This window comes from Paraburkholderia sp. PGU19 (assembly GCF_013426915.1).
In the GTDB taxonomy this organism is placed as follows: Bacteria; Pseudomonadota; Gammaproteobacteria; order Burkholderiales; family Burkholderiaceae; genus Paraburkholderia.
Genome location: NZ_AP023181.1, coordinates 1,723,297 through 1,745,421, shown reverse-complemented (window position 1 = coordinate 1,745,421; position 22,125 = coordinate 1,723,297). Strand labels below are relative to the sequence as shown.

Below are 22,125 nucleotides of genomic sequence, written 5' to 3'. Positions count from 1 at the left end.
TGGAGAACGGGACGCGGCAAACACCGCGGGTGGCGTTCGAGGTGGCAGATGCACCTGAAGAATCGTCAGAGGGCCGGTAAGCCCGCGCGCGTAACGAAAGCGCACCATAAAAACATAGACGTTCTTCAGCAAAATGGAAAATCAATTTGTAAGGCGGCGTACTGCGTTTGAATACATGTCACGCTCGCCGCTTTGCATCGATATGCCTCGCTATGCCTCGCTATCGCGCTGTCAGTCGATGGGGTTTGCATCGACAGGTTGATGCATGCCAATCCCCATACGATTCCACGCGTTGATAACGGCGACTGCCCACGTCAATTCGACGATTTCGCCATCGCTAAAGCGCTCGCGCAATGCCTGATATTCGACTTCTCGATCCGCATGGCCATCAGGCAGGGACGTCAAGGATTCGGCCCACGCCAGCGCGGCCTGCTCTTTGGCGGTGAAGAAGTGGGTCTCGCGCCAGGCCGACAGCACGCTCAGACGCTGCCACGATTCGCCGCCCTTGCGCAGTTCGCGCGTATGCATGTCGAGACAGTAGGCGCAGCCGTTGATTTGTGACACGCGCGACTGCACGAGTTCGATCAGCTTGCTGCCAAGCGACGACTCGGCCAGCGACTGGCTGACGGCATACAACGACTTGAACTGGACGGGTGCGAGCGTGGTCCACGCGAGACGAGGTGCATTCATGATGAACTCCAGAAAGTAATGGTTAAGCGATGGAAGAAATGTTGGATTCGGGTGACGCGTGGCGCTGTGGGTTGTCGCGCAGCCACTGCGCGGCCTTTTCCTCGACGAGCGCAAGCGGCTCGTCCGTCGATGCGAGGCCAGCCGCATGCATGAACCTGACGTCCTTGAGTCCGATCACGCCGAGCACGGCCGACAGATACGGTCGAAAGAAATCCGGCTGATAAGCAGGCTCTCGGAACATCGCGCCGCCAGCGGTCACGGCAACGAAGGTCGGACGGTCGCGCAGCAAGCCGACCTTGCCGTTCGCGCCCGAGGCGAACGTCACGTCGATACGCACCACGTGATCGATCCAGTTCTTGAGCACGGCAGGCACCGTGAAGTTGTGCACGGGCGTCGAGATCCAGAGCATGTCCGCCTGATCCAGTTCACGAATCAGTTCGTCCGATACAGCGAGCGCCTCGCCAAACCGCTCTTTCGCAACGGCGCCGGGCAGCACGAGCGATTCGGCGTGCGCTTCCGTGATGGGCGGCAGCGGTTGCGTGCCAAGATCGCGCCGCGTGATCTGAACGTCCCGCCCCAGTCGCTCGGCCATGGCAGGCAGCAACTGACGGGTGAAGTGCCGGCTCGTCGAGTTGTCGCGCCGGGGGCTGCAATCGAGCAGCAACACCTTGAGGCTGTTCATGCCAGCTCCATGCTGAAGTGAAGGCCGCGGGCAAGCAGGCCGCAGCGGAAATAGAAGCGTTGCGCGAGCGCGTTGGCGAGCGCCGTATCGAGCACGAGACGCTGGCAGTCTTCCGCGCGGCCCAGCGTGCCCAGTTCGGCGAGCAGGCGTTCGCCATGACCATGGCCGCGTCCCGCCTCGTCCGTGATCAGATCGTCGACGTAGATGAAGCGACCGTGAATCAGGTTGTCGATGCGCCGATAGCCGGCCAGCGCTACGGCCTTGCCGTTTTCCCAAACGCCTAGCAGGCGATAACCCTGTGCGCGTTGCAGCGCGACACGCGCGGCGAAATCTTCGGGCGAACTCAATTGGGGACGCAGTTGATGCATGACGTCGAAACAGGCCATCACATCGGCATCTGTTTCGGCATGTCGGAGGGTCAGTGTGACAGTCATGATGCCGATGGAGAGGGGTTGGTGTAGGCTTCAGTGTCGTCGTTCGATGACCCAGCCAACAGGGCCATTTTTCCTGCTTTAGACCAGGCCATGACACAGCCAGCAGCCCGGGCGAAACCCGGCGCTCCCCCCATCCACGAGCAGATCTATGCGCGGTTTCGCGCGATGATCGAGCAGGGACAACTCAGCCCCGGCCAGAAGGTGTCGTCCTTGCGGGCGTTGGCGACCGAACTGGGCGTGGCTCGCGGCACCGTGCAGGTCGCCTACGACCGCCTGCTCGGCGAGGGCTACCTCGTTGCCCGTGGTCCGGCAGGGACGTTCGTCTCGGAACACACGGCCCCGGCGCAGCCTGCTCGCGCGAAGAAACCTGCTGTCTCCGCGCCTCCGCTGCCCGCAGAGGGCGCGCCCGACAACATCATCGAAGTGGATGGCGGCAGTCCCGCACCGTTTCAGATGGGGCTGCCCGCGCTCGACGAATTCCCGCGAAAGCTCTGGGCGGGACTGATGGCGCGGCAAGTTCGCAAGGCGGGATCGCTCACCAAGCCCGCGCCCGCCGGTTACATGCCGTTGCGCGAGGCGCTGGCTGCCTATCTGCACCGCTCGCGCGGCATCGACGCGGATGCGGGCCAGGTCTTCATCGTGCCCGCCTATACCGCAAGCCTCGCGTTGACCGTCGACGCCCTCGGCCTTGCACGCGAAAGCGCCTGGGTCGAGCATCCGGGCTATCCGCCCACTGCGCAAACGCTGAAGCGACTCGGCCTGCCCGTCTGCGATGTATCCGTGGATCAACACGGCATCGACGTCGCCTATGGACGCGCGCACTTCCCCAACGCGCGGCTCGCCGTCGTCACGCCGTCGCATCAGAGTCCAACGGGCGTCGCGTTGCCGTTACAGCGGCGCGTCGAACTTCTCGATTGGGCGGGCGAGCGTGACGCGTGGATCGTCGAAGATGACTACGACGGCGAGTACCGGTATCGCGGCCATCCATTACCGGCGCTGAAAAGCATGGACTCGGGCGGCCGGGTGATCTATTGCGGCACGTTGAGCAAGGTGCTGTTTCCGGGGCTGCGGCTTTCGTTTGTGGTCGTCGCGCAAAGCCTCGTTCCGCAGTTCGAACTGGCGTGCAGGCGTACCACGCATGGCGGTTGCCCCGAATTGCTGCAGGCGGCTGTTGCCGAGTTCATCAGCGAAGGCCACTTCTCCCGGCATATCAAGCGGATGCGAACGCTATACGCCCGACGCCGTGCACTGCTGGCCGAAGCGCTCGCGCCCTACGCCGCCGAAGGCTTCGTCGTTCATTTGCAAGACGGCGGCATGCATCTTCTCGTCGACGTACGCGACGATCTCGACGACGTCGTGCTGGCCAGTCGCGCCCGCAACGCGGGCTTCGCCGTGCATGCCCTCACGACATGGCGCAACGGCGCGCCCGGACGGCGCGGCCTGCTGATGGGATTCACGAACGTCCGCGATCGCGACGAGGCTGAACGGCTGGTTGCGGAACTGATACGCTCGTTCGGATTGCACACGGGTTAGCGGCGTGCTTCTTCCGTCTCAAGGCATTCGTTCGATACGCCCCATATAGTTTGTCATCCGAATTATCTTGGAAGTCAATCTTTCACAGAATGACACTGTACGGGCGAACGCCTGAATCAATTGACTCAACTCCATCACGGCCCCAAATTCGAGAGCGTCCCGATTGATGTTCCGGATGCAACACCATGCTCCCCTCCGCGAGTCTTCTGCACGCCGTCGCTTCCCCCTACGATTCACCCTGCGCAGAATGAGCGCGCGTCGAAACAAGCCGCCACTACACACCGAAACGAATGACAACGCTACGCCCACCGCCATTGACGCTACTCGACAAGTATTCCGGACAAGAGCCTCACGTCCTGTATTCAACCACGGTCACCGTCACGGGTGGCGGCACGGGTCATGGACGCGCGTCGGGTATCGCGCGCTCGGACGACGGGCAGCTCGACGTCGAACTACGCATGCCGAAAGCGCTTGGCGGACCCGGTGGAGGAACCAATCCGGAGCAGTTATTCGCCGCGGGGTATGCGGCCTGTTTTCACGGCGCGCTCAGTCTGTTGGCGTCGCGCTCTGCGGTTCGCATTCGCGACGCGTCAGTCGATGTCACCGTCGACTTCGGCCGGGACCCGATGGATGGCCTGTTCGTGCTGAGCGCGCATACGCGTGTCCATCTGCCCGGCGTCGATCGTGCCGTCGCCGAAGAGCTGGTTCGCAAAACCGAGCGGTTTTGCCCGTACACGAAGATGGCAAGGCAGGGCATCGTGAATGTCGTCGCGCTCGTCGTGGCTGGCGAGACGAGCGAGTCGTGACGCAGGTCGCCACATCGTAGAGAGGTTGGAAATGAACAGAATCGATCCATGGTTCCAGATAGTCAACGGATTGCGAGGTCGCGGCCGATTCGCCGCGCAGCAGAATCCCGCATCCGCAGTGCGCGGGCCGCGCGAACGCTGCAGTCCGATGACCACCGCGATGGCCAACGCTTCATCGATCCGCCGCATCGAGTGGCAGACCACCTGCACGATTCTGGTTACGTGGAGCGATTCGACGCTGGGCAGGTTCGAAGATCAGACGTGGCGCGCAGGCTTCGCGCGCACGTCAGGCATTTGCGGTCTGACGGGTGTGCCCGTTCGACGCGGCGACCCGGTGTTCCGGCCGCTACAGCGAGCCGGCGCGCTACCGAGAAACGCGTTCGACATGATTCTCGCGAACACGCTAAGGGCACCGATGAGCTGAAGATTTAATGGGTAGTGCATTTGAAGCAAGGCATTAAAACAAGGGCAATGACTATGTCGAAAAACAGTAATCAGAAGCAGAATCCCGCGCGCCGAAACATTTTGATCGGCAGCGCCGCAGCCGCTGGCGGCCTGGCGGCATCGTTGATTCCGGGCGCGCTGCAGGCAGCGCAGCCGGGCGCGTCGTCAGGCGTCTCGAAGCCTCATGGCCAACATCCGGCGAGCTACATCGCGACGAAAGACGGCACACAGCTGTACTACAAGGATTGGGGCGCCGGCCGCCCCGTCGTGTTCTGTCATGGCTGGCCGCTCAGCTCAGATAGCTGGGAATCGCAGATGATGTTCGTGGCGTCACACGGTTATCGTGCCGTCGCGCATGATCGTCGCGGACATGGCCGTTCGAGCCAGCCCTGGAATGGCAACGACATGGACACCTATGCGGACGATCTCGCCACCGTCTTCGAGACGCTCGGTCTGAAGGATGCCATTCTGGTGGGCTTTTCTACAGGCGGCGGAGAAGTGGCACGCTATCTCGGCCGGCATGGCACGAAGCGTGTTTCCAAAGTCGTGCTCGTTTCCGCTGTGCCGCCGTTGATGCTGAAAACGCCTGCGAATCCCGGTGGATTGCCCATCGACGTATTCGATGGTCTGCGCGCAGCGCAACTGGCAAACCGCTCGCAGTTCTACAAAGACGTGCCGGCGGGTCCGTTCTACGGCTTCAATCGTCCGGGCGCCAAGCCGTCGCACGGTCTGATCGATTCGTGGTGGATGCAGGGCATGCAAGGCGGCCACAAGAACACCTACGATTCGATCGCGGCGTTTGCGCAAACGGACTTTACCGAAGACCTGAAGAAGATCGACGTTCCCACGCTGATCGTCCATGGCGACGACGACCAGATCGTACCCATTGACGCAGCAGGGCGTGCGTCCGCGAAGCTGATCCGGGACTCGAAGCTGATTGTCTATCCAGGCGCGCCGCATGGTTTGACGGACACGCACAAGGAGAAATTCAACGCGGATCTTCTGGCGTTCATCCAGAGCTAAACCGTGTCGAAAGAAGGCAAGTAAGGGCAAGCACTGCTGTGCTTGCCCTTTTTATCTGCAGTCACACTTCGTGCCTGATGGCAGGGGCGAACGCCACTTGATTGTTGTCCTTCCGGCAACATGGAAACCGCCGTTGCCACTTGCCCGCTCGAACGCTTAAGCCGCTATCGAACCAGAACAATGAAATGAACACGATTGCTATCGCTAGCAAGGATGCAGTTGAAGACATCACACGTGACAAACGCACACTCACACGGCGGATGCTCCGCCCGCCAGAGCACGCGTCAGTCCAACCCGAGGCAAATCATGGCAAATCGAATGCACGGCCCAAAATCATAACCGGCCTCGCGTGGACGAAGAACTGCTCGCTATGCCCTGTTGCGTTGGGGAATTTCATGCGGACATCGAACGCATATATTCTTTCGTCCAGTCAGCTAGCATGTACATCGACAGATGCGCCGCTTCTAGTCAGTCCAGACATCACATGAACCGCATTGCCTGATTTGCGACTCGTACGCGGTTGCGCCTTGCTTCCTCGCCAAAAGAAACGCACGACGCGAGCATGCAGCGCTCGCGTCGTGATCTCCTTCAAGACGAAGAGCACGAGCTTTGGTCATGAGCAGCGGCGGAAGGTACAACTCATCGCCGTGCAGCTCGATTGCTTTGATCGCTTCCTCGCAGACCAGAATCGCGCGCAGGGTATCGGTGCTTTCGCATAGCGCCATTGCCAGCGAATTCCTGAACACCGACGCCGTCATCGTGTATTGGCACTTCATCATGCCATCCAGGCAGTCTTCCAGTAGTGAAATGCTTTCCTCGAACCGGCCTTCGGAATACAAAAGCTGACCGCGAAGCCCGAGCGCCACGTAACGGTATGGTGTGAATCTATTCACCTTGACGATGGCATCGAACTCATCTGTTATTTCGTTCAGTCTCGACCAGTTCTCTGCCCACGCGAAAACTTCTCCCGCCCACAGCAGCGTAACGCACTGAGTGGCCGGATGACACAGCAAGCGTGCGCTTTCAATGGCGTCATTGGCGACGCGCTCCGCTTCCGAAGACTGACCCGTCAGCCAAAGATTTCTCGCCTTTCCGCTCAATGCACGCAAGTAAGGGTTGGTGCCGAATTCTGCCTGCTGCACCACATCTACCCCATTCGCCCTGGTCGACAGAATCACGGACTCCCAGAGACTGGATGACGACGCGATCTCGCCCTTCATATGCAACGTGACAGCAAGCATCGACTGAACCGTCGAAGCGTCGCGGCCGCACGCAATGATCCATTGCGCGGCTTCGCTCGCAAACATATAGGCGCCCTCGAAATTGCTGGTCCGGTAAAGGTACATGATCAGCCCGCACAGCAATCTGTCATGTCGAACCGAGTCGCCTAGCGACAATGCAATGGAAAGGCCGCGCTCGTACGCGCGCCCAACCTCTTCACTGTCGTTGCCCGTGAACAGCAATGTATGGCCATAGGCTGCAATGAGATCCAGTTCCGTCAAGCTTCCTCGTTCGCCATCGTCCAGGTTCGACAACGCGATTCCAGTCCATTTTCTGGCCTCGCCGAGCATCGACTTTCGCAGCAGCAGTTTTGCGTATGAAGCGACCAGCCTGCAGCCCTTCACCAGGTCCTGCTGTCGTATGAGCGTCCAATCCAGCACTGCGCGCAGATTGCCCAGATCGGCGAGCCAGTTATCCCCTTCATTTTCCTGCAAGCCGTCGGCGGGCCACGCCGCCGCATAATATGACGCGTGGCGCGCGCAGAGCTGATCCAGCTCGCCAGCCTCTTCCAGTTTCACACGCGCATAAGAACGGGTCGTGTCGAGCAGAAAGTAGCGAACTGCGCTCTCGTCTGGCGTCACATCCAGAAGCGACTTGTTCGACAGTTGATTGATGGCTCTCAGCACGTCGGCGCGATCGATATCCTCTGCGCCGATCACGGCCACGGCCGCATCGAGCGCGAAGCAGCCGACAAATACCGCCAGCCTTCGCAGACATACCTGCTCCAGCCCGGTCAGCAGCCCGTAGCTCCAGTCGAGTGTCGCGCCGAGCGTCTGATGCCTCGGCACGGCGGTGCGGCGTCCGTGCCACATGAGCCGGCTCTTCTTGTCCACCAGTTCCAGAATCCCGACGAGACCGAAAGTCGGCATCTGTCGCGCGGCGAGTTCAATCGCCAATGGAATGCCATCCAGAGCCCGGCAGAGCCTGCCCACCGATTGCGCGTTATCGTCAGTCAATTCGAAGCGGCAGCCCGCCTGCACGACGCGCTCGACGAACAACCGGATTGCCGAATAGCGTTGCGCATCGTGTGCTTTGAGTGGCTCGCCCGGTGGCGGCGCGTCGAGCGGCGGCAGGCGGAATACGAATTCACCGTCGACATTCACGATTTCCCGCGACGTCACGAGAATATAAATGCCGCTCGCGTTTCGATAGAGAACTTGCGCAGCCTGAGCAACACCGTCTATCAGATGCTCGCAGCAGTCGAGAAAAACGAGCATTCGGGTATGGCCAATCGACGCACATACTTCGCTGATCGACGCGGCTGCTTCCTGCCCTTCACGCAACGCGGCCACCAGTGTCGACGAAATCAGTTCCGAATCCTGAATCACCGAGAGATCGACGGAAACGATCCTGCCGTCGAAATCCGCGCGCAGCCGGTCGATCACCGCGTTCGCAACCGTCGTCTTACCCATTCCGCCCGCACCGACAATACTGACGAACCTGTGCGCTTCGAGTTGCTGGGCGATATGCTCTATTTCGCGTTCCCGGCCAACGATGGCGGCGCCCGTATGCACGAACCGCGATTGACCACGCGTAGCCGACCGCGCGGTCTTGAGTTCGACGCCCGACTGAATCCCGTCACACGGCGTCACGGTCGCGACAAACGTATAACCCCTTCCGGGTACATTCATCACATACGTGACGCCCGGATCGCCATCGGCAAACGCTTTGCGCAGTGCGACGAGATGAAAGCGAAGACTCCCTTCTTCGACGACCGTATCGCGCCATACTTCCGCGAGAAGATCGCGCGCGCTGATGACGCTTCCGGCACGACGCACGAGTGCAATCAGAATGTCGAGCGCGCGACTACCCAGCTTGACCTGCTTGCCATGACAGACAAGCAGTCGCTTATCCGGAAACAGGAAGAACGGCCCGAACGAAAAGTTCGTCGTCACTGAATGCGATGCCGTCGTTCCAAATTTCGATAAGCTGGAAAACAAGTATCGTCTCGCTGGAAGTCATGGTCTGCACCGATTCTATCTGAGCGAGTCACGAAACCGAATCCTTCAAACCACTAAACAAGAGAAACTGAAACTTTGAGTTTCATGGACCCGTAAGCGGCCCGATTCCGTACGCGCTATATCGCTTTAAGGGTACGACTTCGCACGTCGGGAAATGTATCGACCTGACGGTTGAGCAGTATGAAGAGTCGTGCGATTTTTCCATTGAATAGCGAAAAGTGAAGATTGACGATCAGCGGATTCGGCAATCCTCTTGCGTCGAATGTACCTGTTACGGCGCCAACCACCGTCGTCACGCGATAGTGCTGAGACATCTGCAGAACTTCGATTCTCAGATTGTCGACAATGACTTCTCGCGCGATCCACGCTTCAATTTCGGGGCGTCCCCAAAAATCACGAAGCTGATCGTTGACGAGCGCATCGTCTCTGAAGAGCGCCGCCATCGCGCTGGCATCCGCGTTATTGAGCGCCAGCAGAAATGAAGCAATCACTTGCGCGTCTTGTTGTGCGGTCTTCCGTATTCGGTTTGCCCGATCACGCATCCCATTTCCTTGAGGGATCAATGTGCGCAAATGTTCGTCGATCCCGCCGCTTTTGTCTGCTATTTGTTGTTAGCGGCTGTTAGCGCTTGCGATAAGTCCATAGTGTTTTGCCTCTAGCGCTGCTTAATCAACTATAAACCAGCGTCGAATCGACTTCGCGAGGAAAACGTCTTCATGGAATCGACCATGCGCAATCACTCAGGCTCGCCACCGGAAGAGGTTATGGACACGCTGTCAGCAGGCTTCACCACGAGCTACGCGGCCGTCATGACCTTCATCGCCGTTGCGAAGGAAGAAAGTTTCGCCAAGGCGGGAGATCGTCTCGGCATTGGACGATCATCCGTAAGCCGGAACATACAGAAACTGGAACAGCAACTCGGAACCAAGCTCTTTTCACGCACCACACGCAGCGTCGGACTAACGGCTGAAGGAGAGATCTTTTACGAATCGTGCAAGCCCGGTATCGACGGCATCCTGAACGCGATCGAGCGAATGCGAGATCTGCGCGGCGGGCCGCCGCGTGGCCTATTGCGGATCAGTTCGACTGTAGGGTTCGGAAGAAAAGTCGTCGCGCCGCTGTTGAGCCGATTTCGGAGCTTGTATCCGGAGGTATCGATCGACCTTATGCTGTGCGATAGCCCGGCCAACTTTACGAGCGACGGTATCGACATCGCATTCAGGAACGGCCGCGTGGACGACAGCCAGATCATTGCCCGCCGCATCATTCCCATGCACATGCTTCTCTGCGCTTCTCCTGAGTATGTACTGGAGAACGGATTGCCGATGGAAATCCAGGATCTGCCACGGCATCGCGCTATCAATTTCCGTTTCTCGTCCGGCAGAATCTACGAATGGGAATTCAAGGTGGCCGGCGATCTGATCAAACACGCGCCGACCGCCCATCTGACCTTCAACGACGCGGATCTCGTGCTCAATGCAGTCCTGGATGGCCATGGCATTGCGCAGGTGGCCGGCTATCAGGCCTGCGATCACATTGCGACGGGCAGACTGATCGCCTGCATGAACCAATATGCACCGGACGATCGAAGCCATTTTCTGTGCTATCTCAGCAAGCAGCACATGCCTTCCCGGATGCGGCTCTTTATCGACTTCATGCTCGAGCAGATAAGAATGCTGAACCTTCAGTGCGCGGTGGATGACATTGTGACGAGCACGTCGCGCAGGAGCGCACAATGAGACCTTATATTGCCGCGTTCACTGCGATCATTCTCTGGTCTGCGTTTGCAACACTGAGCATGCCACTGCGGCATCTTCCTCCGTTGCTGGTCACGGGGCTCGCACTGGTGGCCGGAAGTCTCGTCACACTCCGACATATCAGCGCGTGGAAGGTCAGATGGTCCACGTTTATCTTCGGGTCCGGCTGTCTTTTCCTCTATCACTTTTGCTTGCTGAAATCATTCACGTATGGATCGGTTCCCGTTGCCAACCTGATCAATTACACGTGGCCGTTTCTGCTCGTCCTCATGTCGAGTGTCTGCAGCGGACGCAAGCGAGGATGCTTTGCCGAACTGACTTGCTGCGCGATCGGCTTCAGCGGATGTGCGGTGCTCGTGCTGCAACCCATGACGAATGGCACATTCGAAGCGCGCAATTCAATCGGATATGGTTTCGCCGCTGCGGCCGCTCTCATCTGGGCGGGTTATACGTTCCTCATACCAAGGTTCGAAGCACACAGCGCGTGGGCCGTCGGCGGGTTCTGCGCTGCAAGCGGCCTCGCTGCGCTTGCCGTGCACGCCGTGGCCGGTCCGTCAGTCGACCTGTCCGCTCGCGATGTTGCGTGGATCGCGGCAATCGGCGTGGGACCGCTGGGAATAGCGTTTGTCGCGTGGAATCACGCATCCAGATTCTGCGATCTGGGGCTTCTCGGTTCGATATCGTATCTGTGCCCGCCACTTTCTCTGGTCATACTGCGGATCGCCGATCCGGCAGCCGTGATCGACTGGATGACGTTGGCCATTTCGATGCTGATGAGCGTATGCGGGATATTCATGTCACAACATTGGCGACGTGAGGCGTTGAGTAGTTAGTCAATCTATCGTGGCCGTCAATCGCTTCCGCGATAGGGACCCTCGAAAGTTGCTCCCTCATGACGGCCATCAATGCTTCGTCCATGCCACGTTCGAAAAGTACGAGGAGCATGCCGATCAGAATGGAAGCCAGTGCATGACTGATCGTTTCCTGCCGTGCCGCTTGCATCTCATTGACGCTTGAGATCATGTCGAGCGTCGCTTGGTGCAGGCGCGCAGAACCTTCATGGAGCAGTGCGGCTTTTCCGATCTTTGCCCAGACGGCATGAATCGCATGAACTTCACGCGGACGTTCGGCATTCGCGGCAATGAAGGCATTCGCCAGCGCATCAATCATTTCTTCGAGACATTCCCCTTGCGCATCGCGACATGCGATCGCCAGAAAACACACGACATGGTCGACGTGACGACGCACCATCGCGTCCATCAGTTCGTCCTTATTCGCGAAGTACTGGTAAATCGTCCCCACTGCAAAGCCCGATCGCCTGGCGACCCGGGTCGTCGTCAGCGCTCGCGGTCCATCCGCCGTGACGATCTGCACGGCAGCCTCGAGCAAGGCTTCGATTGTGTGCGCTGCGCGTGACTGGCGCGGCAATTTGCGAGGCTGCGGAGCAACGATGCCGCTAATGTTCGCATCGTTTGGAGCCTGGCGTCGAAGGTTCATCATCGCAACAGTGTGTAAAGCGGTAGAGCGATTCGCCGGTCACGATTTTTCAACCGAAACCGGCCCATTGATGTCACGACAGTACGATGAAAGTGCTTGCATGTAATGTGCCGGTTTTCGATTCGCAAACTGGTCCACTTTCCCTATCGCGTTTCCCGCTGTCACAAACTCAGCGCATAAAACGTCTTGGCTATAAGGGAATGAATTTCCCATTTGCGTATTGCCGCACTCGTTAGCGTCAGTAGCACGCAATCTCACTACTACCGCACGCTCCAGCTATAGACTCTGCAAATGTTATGAACGATCGGTGTGACGCCCTGGCGGGTACGAATAGACGCGAAAGGTCGACCATCGTATGGTCCCTGCCTTTGGGTACACCCGATCCCAAAGAAGGCTTGCAGCGTTGGCTCTACGAAGCGTTGAGGCTGGCGATCATTAGTGGCCGCCTGCCCGGCGACAGCGTGCTCCCAGGCACCCGTACACTGGCACAGCAATACAATCTCGCGAGAGGCACGGTTGCGGCCGCGTACGAGCAATTGTTGTCCGAGGGTTATCTGGTAACCCGCACGGGAAGCGGCACGCGAGTCAGCGCGGTGTTGCCGGACCAACGTCATCCTGCCAAACCCATATCTGCACCGTCAACTGCTGCGAATGCAGGTTTTTCGCGAGCATCGCACGCGCCCTGGATCAAGCGGCTCAGGGAAAACGATCCACCGTTTCCGCTCTCGGGCACGAACGCGTTGCCGCAGCCTTTCTTCCCGCATCGCGGCGATATACGTCTTTTTCCCATCGATTTATGGCGACAGTTGCACGTGCGGCAATTGCGGCCCTCGCGTCTGCTCACACTCAATGACACGAGTCCTGCCGGATTGCCTGCGCTGCGGGCCGCGATAGCCGACCATCTCGCCATTGCGCGTGGCGTCCGGGTACCACTGGAACAGATCGTCGTCATCGGTAGCGTGCAACACGCGCTGGACCTTTGCATGCGGTTGTTGACGGGGCCGGGCGACACCGTATGGATGGAAGACCCCGGCTACGTGGGCGCGCGTCAGATCATGCACGCAAGCGGCGCGCACGTGGTCGATGTTCCCGTCGATCACGACGGTCTGCGTGTCCACGACGGCATACGCGACGCGCCTTCGGCCGCGCTCGTCTATGTGACGCCGACGCGTCATGCACCGCTCGGCGTGCCATTGTCGAACGAACGGCGTGCCGCGCTGCTACGCTGGGCCGCCGCGAACGGCACGATCATTTTCGAAGATGATTACGACAGCGAGTATTGCTTTCGCTCGCATCCGCTGCCCGCGTTGCGAAGTCTTCCCGATGCCGATCAGCACGTCGTATTGGCGGGAACATTCAGCAAGCTGATGTTTCCGTCGCTGCGGCTCGCCTATGCGGTACTGCCGCCGCGTCTGGTCGAGCCTTTCGTTCGCGCGGCGTCCCTTACCGTGCGAAGTGCGAATGGTTTGACGCAAGCCGTTCTTGCGGACTTTCTTGGCGAAGGCCACTTTGACCGGCACGTGCGCCGCACGCGGAAGATCTATGCGCGCCGCGCGCATGCGTTCGAGCGCGCGGCACAGGACCATTGGCAAGATCTGATCGAAGTTCAGCCGGCCATTGCGGGGCTCGACGTGATTGGCCGGCTGCATTCGGTCGACGAGCATACAGCCGTCCAAAAGCTGAGAGCAGCGGGCATCGACGCGGCGCCGTTGGGCAGATACACGCAGCGCCATCGTCATCAACCGGGTCTGGTGATGGGTTTCGCGCCTTTCAACGAGGAGGAAATCGAAAGGGCCGCGCAACAGGTCGCCGCTGTCTTGCGCAAATCGGAATGACATGAGCGACCCGCCCGCGATGCCAGAAGAAATGAACGAACGCGCCGACGACGTATCAGTCGCATTCCTGATGCTGCTGGAACGCCTGTCGCCGGAAGCACGCACGGCATTTCTGCTGCACGAGATCTTTGGGGCGGACTATCGAGAGGTCGCAGCGGTAATCGGCAAGTCGGAAGCCGAGTGCCGGCGGCTGGTCATTCACGCCAAAGCACAACTGCGTGATGAGCGGCTGCGTTAAGTTAGAACTGCATACAGCCGCCCGGTCAGCTTACTGCAGCGTATATCCGTTATCGACGATCAGATCCTGGCCATAGATACCGCGCGACGCGGACGAAAGCAGGAACATGATCGCATCCGCAATGGCGGCGGGCTCGAGGAAGCGACCGGGAAGCAAACGCTGATTGACGCGCTCCGCAACCGCGGAAAACTGCTCCTGCGGCAATCCCAGGCTGGACCAGATTGCGGTCGCGGTTGGACCGGGCGATACGATATTAATTCTAATGCCGACGTTTGCGAGTTCGACTGCGAGTGTCCTTGCGTGCGCTTTAAGCGCGGTCTTCGAGGCGATATATGCGGCGAGTCCCGGAAACGTGACCTGTGACAGAAACGTCCCGATGAAAACGACCGATGCAGACTTTCCCAACTGCTCTCTCATGATCGACAACGTTTTCAGCGCACCAGCGCCGTTCACGGCCCATTGCCGCTCGAATGCGGGTACTTCCAGGCCATTGGCCAGTTCAGCAATACCCGCATTGGGTACCAGGAAGTCGACAGGGCCCATCTGATGGGCCCGTTCAGAAAGCGCCAGGAGATCGCCGCTTTGCGTGACATCCCCTTTCATCCATTTGAGCGTGTCACCATATCTGGACTGCAACGAATCCAGTTCACCCATCGTGCGACTCATCGCCAGCACGCGCGCCCCGCTCGCCAGCAGACGATCAACCGTCGCAAGACCAATACCGGAACTTGCACCCGTCACGACAGCAAGGCAATTCTCAAATCCTTCAAACATGGTTCTTTCCTTTTCATTTGTCGATTAAGTTCTTCTTGTCGTTGGGCCATAGCGCAGGCTGTCACGACCCACTTCATATAACAAGGATCGGGCCAGCATAAGAACGCTTTGTTTTCAGCGAGTTGACAACACGCGACGTCGAATTGACCCGAAACGATTCGACTACTTCAGTAGTCTTATCGACAAGGAAAGGAAATGAATTGTGCTATACGCAGAGGGCAAGTTGTTCCGCAATGTAGTCGCGTGCTGCACTGTCTCGCGCTGCGTGCAACATGCGTTCGCCGCCCTCGCCACTACGGCTCGGGCGGCGCTAACGGCTTAGCCGAAAGACGCTTCCGGATTACCCGCTGCCAATGCGTCTGCGCGATTCGGCGCCGGCGGATAGATCCACTGCGTGTTGATCATCTGCTTGCGCGCTTTCCCTTCGGCGTGCGTCAGCTTGATCTGTCGATCCCAGCCTTCCGAATACACCGCGCCCCATTCGCCGAGATCGACGCACGTCGCGTAGAACGGCTGTCGATACGTCAGCGTCGGATCGCCGAGCAAATCCGCAGCGACGTTGTGTCCGCCGAATTGGCCCATCACGATCGCGTGCTGACACGACATCAGCGCGTAGCGGCCGTCATCGTCGGTCAACGCTTTCGCCACATCGCCCGCGACGAAAACGTTGGGCGCTTCGGGCACGCGCAAGTCCGGCGCGACTTCGACGCGTCCGAGCGGGTCGAGATTCGACGACACCTGCGCGGCCAGCGGGCTCGCGCGCATGCCGCCCGCCCAGATCACCGTGCTCGCTTCGATGCGTTGGCCCGACGCCGTGCGAACGCCACCTGCATCGACGGACACCACGCCCGATCCCAGCACCGCCTCGACGCCGAGCGATTCAAACGCTTCGGCGACGAACGGACGCGGATTCGGTCCGAGATCCGGACCGATTGCATCTTGCGTGCCGATCACCACGACGCGAACCGCCGCGTCCGCGCCGAACTTCTCGCGCAGCCGCTTCGGCAGTTCCGTTGCGACTTCGATGCCCGTGAATCCGCAGCCAACCACAGCCACCGTATTGCGAGCGGGTGAAGCAGGCAGCTTCGCCAGCTTGTCGAGATGGTTGTCGAGTTCCACTGCGTCCTCGATACAGTCCACCGAGAATGCATGCTCCAGACCCGGAACCGGCGGCCGGCTGAGTTTGCTGCCGCTCGTCAGCAGCAGGCGGTCATACGCGAGCGAGCGCTTTTGCCCGTTGGCCGACACGACGCTCACCGTCCTGTCCTGAACCGAAATGTCGTCGACGCTGCCTTCGACATAGTTCACACCAATGGCATCGAGCAGCGGCGGCAGCGGCGCAACCATCTTCTGCGGCTCGGCCTCATACATCCGCGGGCGGATCTGCAGTTCGGGCTTCGGCGAAATCAACGTGATTTCAACGTCGCTGCTTCTAACGCCTGCGCCATCGAGCACGCGAGCTGCGCCTAGCGCGCCCCACACGCCGGCAAAGCCAGCACCCACAATCAGGATCTTCTGCGACATGATATTGCCTTCGTTTAGAGAGTTGCGAAGTCGACGACAGGCGCAGAAACGCTTGCGGAAAGCGTTGGCGAATGCGCCTGATCGACGTTGGAGACATTGCTAGTGCGACCATCGTCGAGACGGATTGTAGGTTTGGAGATCGAGCGCCAGAAGCACCGCGAACGCGTTCACCATGTTGCCTGCACGACAACAATAAGCGGCGAAGCGAGAAGGGATTGTGCAGAGAGATGAAGCAGAGACCGCCAGGAAGGCTAGCGCGCGAACTCCGTCGTCTTCGCCGCCTCAGCCAGATAATCGACGAACGAAGCGATGCGCGCCGATATCGCCGTGTTGCGATAGTAGACGGCGTTGATCGGTTGCCGCACATCCTGCGTCTGCCGCGCAAAAAGCTGGACGAGCCGGCCTTCGCGACGGTCGCGGCCCGTCATGAAATCGGACAGGCAAACGATGCCCGCGCTCTCCAGCGCCAGTTGCCGCAGCGTTTCGCCGCTCGACGAAGCGATAGCCGGCTCGATTCGATAAGGTTCGTTGTCCGGCCCGACCAGCGGCCACACGTTGAGCGACTCGGGCTGCGTAAATCCCAGCAGCGAGTGCTTCGCGAGGTCGTCCACGCGTTTCGGATGACCATGCGCCTTCAGATACTCCGGCGTCGCCAGCACCCGTATGCGACTGCTGCCCACAGGCCGGCTATGCAGCGTCGAATCTTTGAGCCGGCCAATCCGGATCGCAACGTCGGTGCGGCGTTCGAGCAGATCGATGATGCCTTCGTTGCTGTTCAGTTCCAGTTCGACCTGCGGATAGCGCGCGCGATACCCCGCGACGAGCGGCACGATCACATGCAGCATGAACGGCGTGGCCGCATCGACGCGCAACCTTCCGGAAGGGCGCTCGCGGCGCGCGGCGAGTTGCTCTTCGGCGTTCTCGACGGCATCGATGATCTCGCGCGCATTTTGCAGAAAGGCCTTGCCCTCTTCGGTCAGTTCGAGGCGCCGAGTGGTCCGGCGCAGCAGCGTGGTTTGCAGCTTTTCCTCGAGTCGTCCCAAGGTGCGGCTCGCGCCGGAAACGGTCTGGTCCAGTTGCTCGGCAGCAGCCGTGATCGAGCCCGTGTCGACTACGGACGCGAAGGTTTGCAGTTCGTCGAGAGTGACTTTCATACTTGATCTGAAATCAAAAGTGTTTCCTTTATAGACCAGTTTTTCTGCAAAAGTAAAGTCGGCACACTTCGTCCATCCGTGAAAGCCTTTCACTCATGCTTCCTGGTAGACGACCATGCCACTTGCCCTCTTCGCGCTGACGCTCAGCGCCTTTGCAATCGGGACGACCGAGTTCGTCATCGTCGGACTCATCCCGACGATCGCCGCCGATCTCAGCGTCACACTCCCTTCCGCGGGTCTGCTCGTCAGTCTGTATGCGCTGAGCGTCGCCATCGGCGCGCCGCTGTTGACCGCCCTGACAGGACGCGTGCCGCGCAAGACCTTGCTGATCGCGCTGATGGCGCTCTTCACGATCGGCAATCTGGTTGCGTGGCGCGCGCCTTCGTATGAATCGCTCGTCGTGGCGCGCATTCTGACGGGGCTCGCGCACGGCGTGTTCTTCTCGGTCGGCTCGATCATCGCGACGACGCTCGTGCCGAAAGACAAATCCGCCAGCGCGATTGCGACGATGTTCAGCGGCATGACCGTGGCGTTCGTCGCGGGCATTCCACTTGGCACCTTCATCGGCCAGCATTTCGGCTGGCGCGCGACGTTTCTCGTCGTCGCGTTGTTCGGCTTCATCGCGATGCTCGGTGCGTTGTTCTTCATGCCGAACAACCTGCCGCACAAGCGTCCGGCACCGCTCAGGCAGCAGCCTCGCGTGATCGTTCATCCGCGCCTCTTGCTCGTGTATGCAATGACGGCCGTCGGCTACGGCGGCTCGCTGATCGCGTTCACATTCATGGCGCCGATTCTCGAACAGATCACGGGATTCAAGCCTTCGCAGGTCAGCATGGTGCTCGTCGCGTATGGCGTTTCCGTCGCGGCCGGCAACGTGTGGGGCGGCAAACTCGCCGACGCGCAAGGCCCCGTGAAGGCATTGAAGCGGATATTCCTTCTGCTCGCTGCCGTGCTGCTGGTGTTCACGTTCACGTCGCACAACGCGTGGCTCGCCGTGCTGACCATGCTCGCGTGGGGCGCTGTCGCGTTCGGCAACGTGCCCGGTCTTCAGGTCTACGTCGTCAAGCAGGCGCAGCAGTTTGCGCCGCAAACAACGGATGTAGCGTCGGGCTTCAACATCGCCGCGTTCAACCTCGGCGTGGCGGGCGGCTCGTCGCTGGGCGGCGTGATCGTCGCGCATCTGGGGCTGGGCCACACGCCGTGGATCGCCGCTGCCGTAACCGTGCTGGCGTTCGGGTTGACGGCGTGGAGCGGCCGCCTCGACCGCCGCGCAGGACTCGCCGAACGCACGGCCGAAGCTGTCGTTGTGACGCATTGAATGTGAATCGAATCCGTCGAACGGGGCACCAGAAACGGCAGTCCACTCTTGACTAAAAATCATGTTTCTTTCCCGTTTCAAGAGGTTTTTCGAATGAATCGAACGCGGCAGAATGAACCTTGTTCATCGTCAAACGAATCTATCAATCTGGGAGTATCACCATGAATCACATTCCGGCATTCGGTCTCGGCACGTTTCGGCTGCAAGGCCAGGTTGTCATCGATTCGGTGCGCAACGGCCTCGAACTGGGTTATCGCACCATCGACACCGCGCAGATCTACGGCAATGAAGCGGAAGTCGGCGAAGCGATCGGCGCTTCGGGCGTTGCGCGCAACGAGTTGTTTCTGACCACGAAGATCTGGGTCGACAACTACTCGCGCGACAAACTCGTTCCGAGCCTGAAAGACAGCCTGACGAAGCTGCGCACCGATCACGTCGACCTGACGCTGATCCATTGGCCCGCGCCCAACAACGGTGTGCCGCTCGAAGAATTCATGAGCGCGCTCGCGGAGGCAAAGGCGCAAGGGCTCACGCGCCAGATCGGTATTTCGAACTTCAACATCGAGCTGACGAAGCAGGCCATCGCGGTAGTCGGCAACGACAACATCGCGACCAATCAGATCGAACTGAGCCCATATCTGCAGAACCGCAAGCTCGTCGAATTCCTCGGCGAACAGGGCATTCCTGTCACGTCGTACATGACGCTCGCCTACGGCAAGGTGCTGAAGGACCCCGTCATCGGCGCGATCGCCAAACGGCACGAAGCGACGCCAGCGCAAGTCGCGCTCGCGTGGGCGCTGCAACTGGGCTATTCGGTGATTCCGTCATCGACGAAGCGCGAGAACCTCGCCAGCAATCTTCTCGCGCAACAACTCCCGCTGTCGGCCGACGACATGGCGCAGATCGCCGCGCTCGAACGCAATGCCCGCGAAGTCAGCCCCGACGGTCTCGCACCGGTCTGGGACTAACGAGAAACCACGCTCGCAGCGAACATGCCGCGAGCGACGCAAGGAATCGCATCATGAAGAACGACCCGCTTTTCGAACCTTTCACGCTCGGCGCGCTCACCCTTCCCAACCGCATCGTAATGCCGCCGATGACGCGCTCGCGCGCCAGCCAGCCCGGCGACGAAGCCAACGAGCTGATGGCCGCCTACTACGCGCAACGCGCAAGCGCCGGTCTGATCGTCAGCGAAGGCACGTACATTTCGCCGCTCGCGAAGGGCTATGCATGGACGCCCGGCATTCACACGCAACCGCAGATAGACGGCTGGCGCAAGGTCACGACGGCTGTCCACGAAGCGGGCGGCCGTATCTTCGCGCAGTTGTGGCATGTCGGCCGGTTGAGCCATACGAGCCTGCTTGGCGGCGAACAGCCGGTGTCGTCATCCGCGATTCAGGCGAAGGGCGTCAACGTGTTCATCGCAGGCGCCGATGGCAGCAACGTGCCGGGCTTCGTGCAGGCATCGGCCCCGCGCGCGCTGAGCACGGCGGAAATCGCCGAAGTGGTCGGCCAGTATCGGGACGCGGCCCGCAACGCGATGCTCGCAGGCTTCGATGGCGTCGAGCTGCATGCGGCCAACGGCTATCTCGTCAATCAGTTCATCGACTCCGAAGCGAACAACCGCACGGATGAATACGGCGGCTCGCTGGAGAGTCGCCTGCGGTTTCTGGATGAAGTCACGCGCGCGCTGATCGACGGCACGGGTAACGCGCAGCGCGTCGGCATCCGGCTCGCGCCACTGACCACGCTCAACGGATGCGTCGATGCAGACCCCGAAATGACCTACATCGCCGCCGCGAAGCTGCTTGGTGAGATCGGCGTTGCGTATATCCATATCGCGGAAGCCGATTGGGACGATGCGCCGCATATGCCCGTCGAATTCAAGCAGCGCATCCGGCAAGCCTATCCGGGCACACTGATCTATGCGGGCAAGTACACGGCGGATCGCGCTCGCGAAGCCATCGGTGCGGGTTGGGCCGATCTGATTGCATTCGGCCGCCCTTTCGTTGCGAATCCCGATCTGCCTCAGCGTCTGCGCAGCGGGGCCGATCTTGCCACGCATCATCGCGAAACACTGTTTGGCGGCGGCGCTCAGGGCTCACCGATTACCCGTCGCTCACAGGCACGAACGACTGACGAACAACTGACGAACACTGAAAAGCGAACATCATGCGAATCGACATTCCCTCACGCATCGGCTTCGGCACAGCGCCGCTCGGCAATATGTATCGCGACATCCCGAACGATGAAGCGATCGCCTCGGTCCACGCGGCCTGGAACAGCGGAATCCGCTACTTCGACGCAGCGCCGCTCTATGGCGCAGGACTCGCGGAGCTTCGACTCGGCGAAGCGCTGTCGGCTTATCCGCGCAACGAGTATCTGATCGGTACCAAGGTCGGACGCCTGATTCTCGACGAGCACGAGTCGACCGCGCAGCGCGATCTCGGCGAAAAAGGCGGCCTGTTCGAGCACGGACTGCCGAACCGGATCATCTACGACTACACGGAAGCGGGCACGTTGCGCTCGATCGAAGACAGCCTCAAGCGGCTGCGCACCGATCATCTCGACTGCGTCTGGATTCACGATCCCGCCGTCGATTTCCACGGCGAACAGTGGCGCGACGTGTTCGACATCGCGATGTCGGGCGCGGCCAAAGCGCTGACCCGTCTGCGCGAAGAAGGCGTCATCAAGGCGTGGGGGTTAGGCGTGAACCGGGTCGAACCGTGCGAACTGGCGCTCGAACAAGCCGACCCCGATGGCTTCCTGCTCGCTGGCCGCTACACGTTGCTCGATCACACTGCCGCGCTGGAGAAGCTGATGCCAGCTTCGGCGGAGCGCGGGCTTGGCATCGTCGTGGGCGGCCCGTACAACTCGGGGCTGCTGGCAGGCGGCACGCACTACGAGTATCAGAAGGCCCCGCAAGCCATGATCGAGCGCGTCGAGCAGATCAAGTCGATCTGCGCCCGCTTTGGTGCGGATATTCGCGCGGTCGCGTTGCAATTCTCGCTGGCGCACCCGGCGGTTGCGGGCGTCATTCCCGGCGCAAGCCGCCCGGAACGCATCGCGGAAAATCAGGCGCTCGCCACCCAGGCGATTCCTGGCGAGTTATGGAACGAGTTGAAGTCAGCGGGCGTCATCAGCGGCAATGCACCGACGCCGCGCGTTTAATGC

19 protein-coding genes and 2 pseudogenes are annotated in these 22,125 nt (G+C 60.2%); 12 read left to right on the top strand and 9 right to left on the bottom strand.

Annotated features, from left to right (window positions below):
* Positions 1 to 231: 231 nt before the first annotated feature.
* From H1204_RS37505 to H1204_RS37495, 3 genes are read right to left on the bottom strand one after another with little or no spacing between them, the layout of a single operon-like run.
* Positions 232 to 690: a carboxymuconolactone decarboxylase family protein gene (locus H1204_RS37505; protein WP_180733743.1), complete on the bottom strand. Its 459-nt coding sequence runs from the start codon at positions 688 to 690 to the stop codon at positions 232 to 234.
* A gap of 22 nt (positions 691 to 712) precedes the next feature.
* Entirely contained in the window at positions 713 to 1,372 is a 660-nt protein-coding gene (locus H1204_RS37500) for an NAD(P)H-dependent oxidoreductase (protein WP_180733742.1), read from the bottom strand.
* Positions 1,369 to 1,806, bottom strand: a complete 438-nt coding sequence (locus H1204_RS37495) for a GNAT family N-acetyltransferase (RefSeq protein WP_180733741.1) — start codon at positions 1,804 to 1,806, stop codon at positions 1,369 to 1,371. Before H1204_RS37495 ends, H1204_RS37500 begins: the two co-directional genes overlap by 4 nt.
* Before the next feature lie 90 nt (positions 1,807 to 1,896).
* Between H1204_RS37495 and H1204_RS37490 the strand changes: the two genes are divergently transcribed.
* The 4 genes from H1204_RS37490 to H1204_RS37475 all read left to right on the top strand — a co-directional run bounded on the left by H1204_RS37490 (position 1,897) and on the right by H1204_RS37475 (position 5,612).
* A complete protein-coding gene (locus tag H1204_RS37490) occupies positions 1,897 to 3,339 on the top strand; it encodes a PLP-dependent aminotransferase family protein (RefSeq protein ID WP_180733740.1) in 1,443 nt (480 codons plus the stop codon).
* A 290-nt stretch (positions 3,340 to 3,629) separates the two neighbouring features.
* Entirely contained in the window at positions 3,630 to 4,145 is a 516-nt protein-coding gene (locus tag H1204_RS37485; RefSeq protein ID WP_180733739.1) for an Ohr family peroxiredoxin, read from the top strand.
* Positions 4,146 to 4,176: 31 nt separating this feature from the next.
* The gene (locus tag H1204_RS37480) at positions 4,177 to 4,569 is read left to right on the top strand and encodes a DUF3331 domain-containing protein (RefSeq protein ID WP_180733738.1); all 393 of its coding nucleotides are present in this window, start codon (positions 4,177 to 4,179) and stop codon (positions 4,567 to 4,569) included.
* Between the two features lie 53 nt (positions 4,570 to 4,622).
* Positions 4,623 to 5,612, top strand: coding sequence for an alpha/beta hydrolase (locus H1204_RS37475; RefSeq protein WP_180733737.1), 990 nt, complete (start codon positions 4,623 to 4,625; stop codon positions 5,610 to 5,612).
* Between the two features lie 464 nt (positions 5,613 to 6,076).
* Here the strand turns inward: H1204_RS37475 and H1204_RS37470 are convergent, their stop codons facing one another.
* Positions 6,077 to 8,788 carry a winged helix-turn-helix domain-containing protein gene (locus tag H1204_RS37470; protein WP_243468841.1) on the bottom strand — a complete coding sequence of 904 codons (2,712 nt, stop codon included), beginning with the start codon at positions 8,786 to 8,788 and terminating at the stop codon, positions 6,077 to 6,079.
* A 182-nt stretch (positions 8,789 to 8,970) separates the two neighbouring features.
* A complete protein-coding gene (locus H1204_RS37465; RefSeq protein WP_180733735.1) occupies positions 8,971 to 9,396 on the bottom strand; it encodes a nuclear transport factor 2 family protein in 426 nt (141 codons plus the stop codon).
* A 174-nt stretch (positions 9,397 to 9,570) separates the two neighbouring features.
* On the opposite strand from H1204_RS37465, the gene H1204_RS37460 reads away from it, so the two are divergent.
* The gene (locus tag H1204_RS37460; RefSeq protein WP_180733734.1) at positions 9,571 to 10,593 is read left to right on the top strand and encodes a LysR family transcriptional regulator; all 1,023 of its coding nucleotides are present in this window, start codon (positions 9,571 to 9,573) and stop codon (positions 10,591 to 10,593) included.
* Positions 10,590 to 11,444 carry a DMT family transporter gene (locus H1204_RS37455; RefSeq protein WP_180733733.1) on the top strand — a complete coding sequence of 285 codons (855 nt, stop codon included), beginning with the start codon at positions 10,590 to 10,592 and terminating at the stop codon, positions 11,442 to 11,444. The genes H1204_RS37460 and H1204_RS37455 overlap by 4 nt, the downstream gene beginning before the upstream one ends.
* Here H1204_RS37455 and H1204_RS37450 read toward each other — a convergent pair.
* A complete protein-coding gene (locus H1204_RS37450) occupies positions 11,404 to 12,000 on the bottom strand; it encodes a TetR/AcrR family transcriptional regulator (protein WP_274608243.1) in 597 nt (198 codons plus the stop codon). The two genes, H1204_RS37455 and H1204_RS37450, sit on opposite strands and share 41 nt — an antisense overlap.
* A 404-nt stretch (positions 12,001 to 12,404) precedes the next feature.
* Between H1204_RS37450 and H1204_RS37445 the strand changes: the two genes are divergently transcribed.
* The gene (locus H1204_RS37445) at positions 12,405 to 13,943 is read left to right on the top strand and encodes a PLP-dependent aminotransferase family protein (RefSeq protein WP_243468839.1); all 1,539 of its coding nucleotides are present in this window, start codon (positions 12,405 to 12,407) and stop codon (positions 13,941 to 13,943) included.
* Positions 13,942 to 14,178: pseudogene (locus tag H1204_RS37440) on the top strand (sigma factor-like helix-turn-helix DNA-binding protein); the annotation flags it as partial. The gene H1204_RS37445 and the pseudogene H1204_RS37440, both read left to right, overlap by 2 nt.
* Positions 14,179 to 14,211: 33 nt before the next feature.
* Here H1204_RS37440 and H1204_RS37435 read toward each other — a convergent pair.
* The 3 genes from H1204_RS37435 to H1204_RS37425 all read right to left on the bottom strand — a co-directional run bounded on the left by H1204_RS37435 (position 14,212) and on the right by H1204_RS37425 (position 17,633).
* Positions 14,212 to 14,955, bottom strand: coding sequence for an SDR family oxidoreductase (locus H1204_RS37435; protein ID WP_180733729.1), 744 nt, complete (start codon positions 14,953 to 14,955; stop codon positions 14,212 to 14,214).
* A 318-nt stretch (positions 14,956 to 15,273) separates the two neighbouring features.
* Positions 15,274 to 16,479 carry an FAD-dependent oxidoreductase gene (locus H1204_RS37430; RefSeq protein ID WP_180733728.1) on the bottom strand — a complete coding sequence of 402 codons (1,206 nt, stop codon included), beginning with the start codon at positions 16,477 to 16,479 and terminating at the stop codon, positions 15,274 to 15,276.
* A 251-nt stretch (positions 16,480 to 16,730) separates the two neighbouring features.
* On the bottom strand, positions 16,731 to 17,633 hold the full coding sequence (locus H1204_RS37425) for a LysR family transcriptional regulator (protein WP_180733727.1): 903 nt from the start codon (positions 17,631 to 17,633) through the stop codon (positions 16,731 to 16,733).
* Between the two features lie 115 nt (positions 17,634 to 17,748).
* Between H1204_RS37425 and H1204_RS37420 the strand changes: the two genes are divergently transcribed.
* The 4 genes and pseudogenes from H1204_RS37420 to H1204_RS37405 all read left to right on the top strand — a co-directional run bounded on the left by H1204_RS37420 (position 17,749) and on the right by H1204_RS37405 (position 22,122).
* Complete coding sequence (locus H1204_RS37420) at positions 17,749 to 18,951, top strand: MFS transporter (protein ID WP_180733726.1); 1,203 nt, start codon at positions 17,749 to 17,751, stop codon at positions 18,949 to 18,951.
* A gap of 161 nt (positions 18,952 to 19,112) precedes the next feature.
* Complete coding sequence (dkgB, locus tag H1204_RS37415; RefSeq protein WP_180733725.1) at positions 19,113 to 19,919, top strand: 2,5-didehydrogluconate reductase DkgB; 807 nt, start codon at positions 19,113 to 19,115, stop codon at positions 19,917 to 19,919.
* Positions 19,920 to 19,972: 53 nt separating this feature from the next.
* A pseudogene (locus H1204_RS37410) lies at positions 19,973 to 21,090 on the top strand (alkene reductase).
* 33 nt (positions 21,091 to 21,123) lie between these two features.
* Positions 21,124 to 22,122, top strand: a complete 999-nt coding sequence (locus H1204_RS37405) for an aldo/keto reductase (protein ID WP_180733724.1) — start codon at positions 21,124 to 21,126, stop codon at positions 22,120 to 22,122.
* Positions 22,123 to 22,125: the final 3 nt, after the last annotated feature.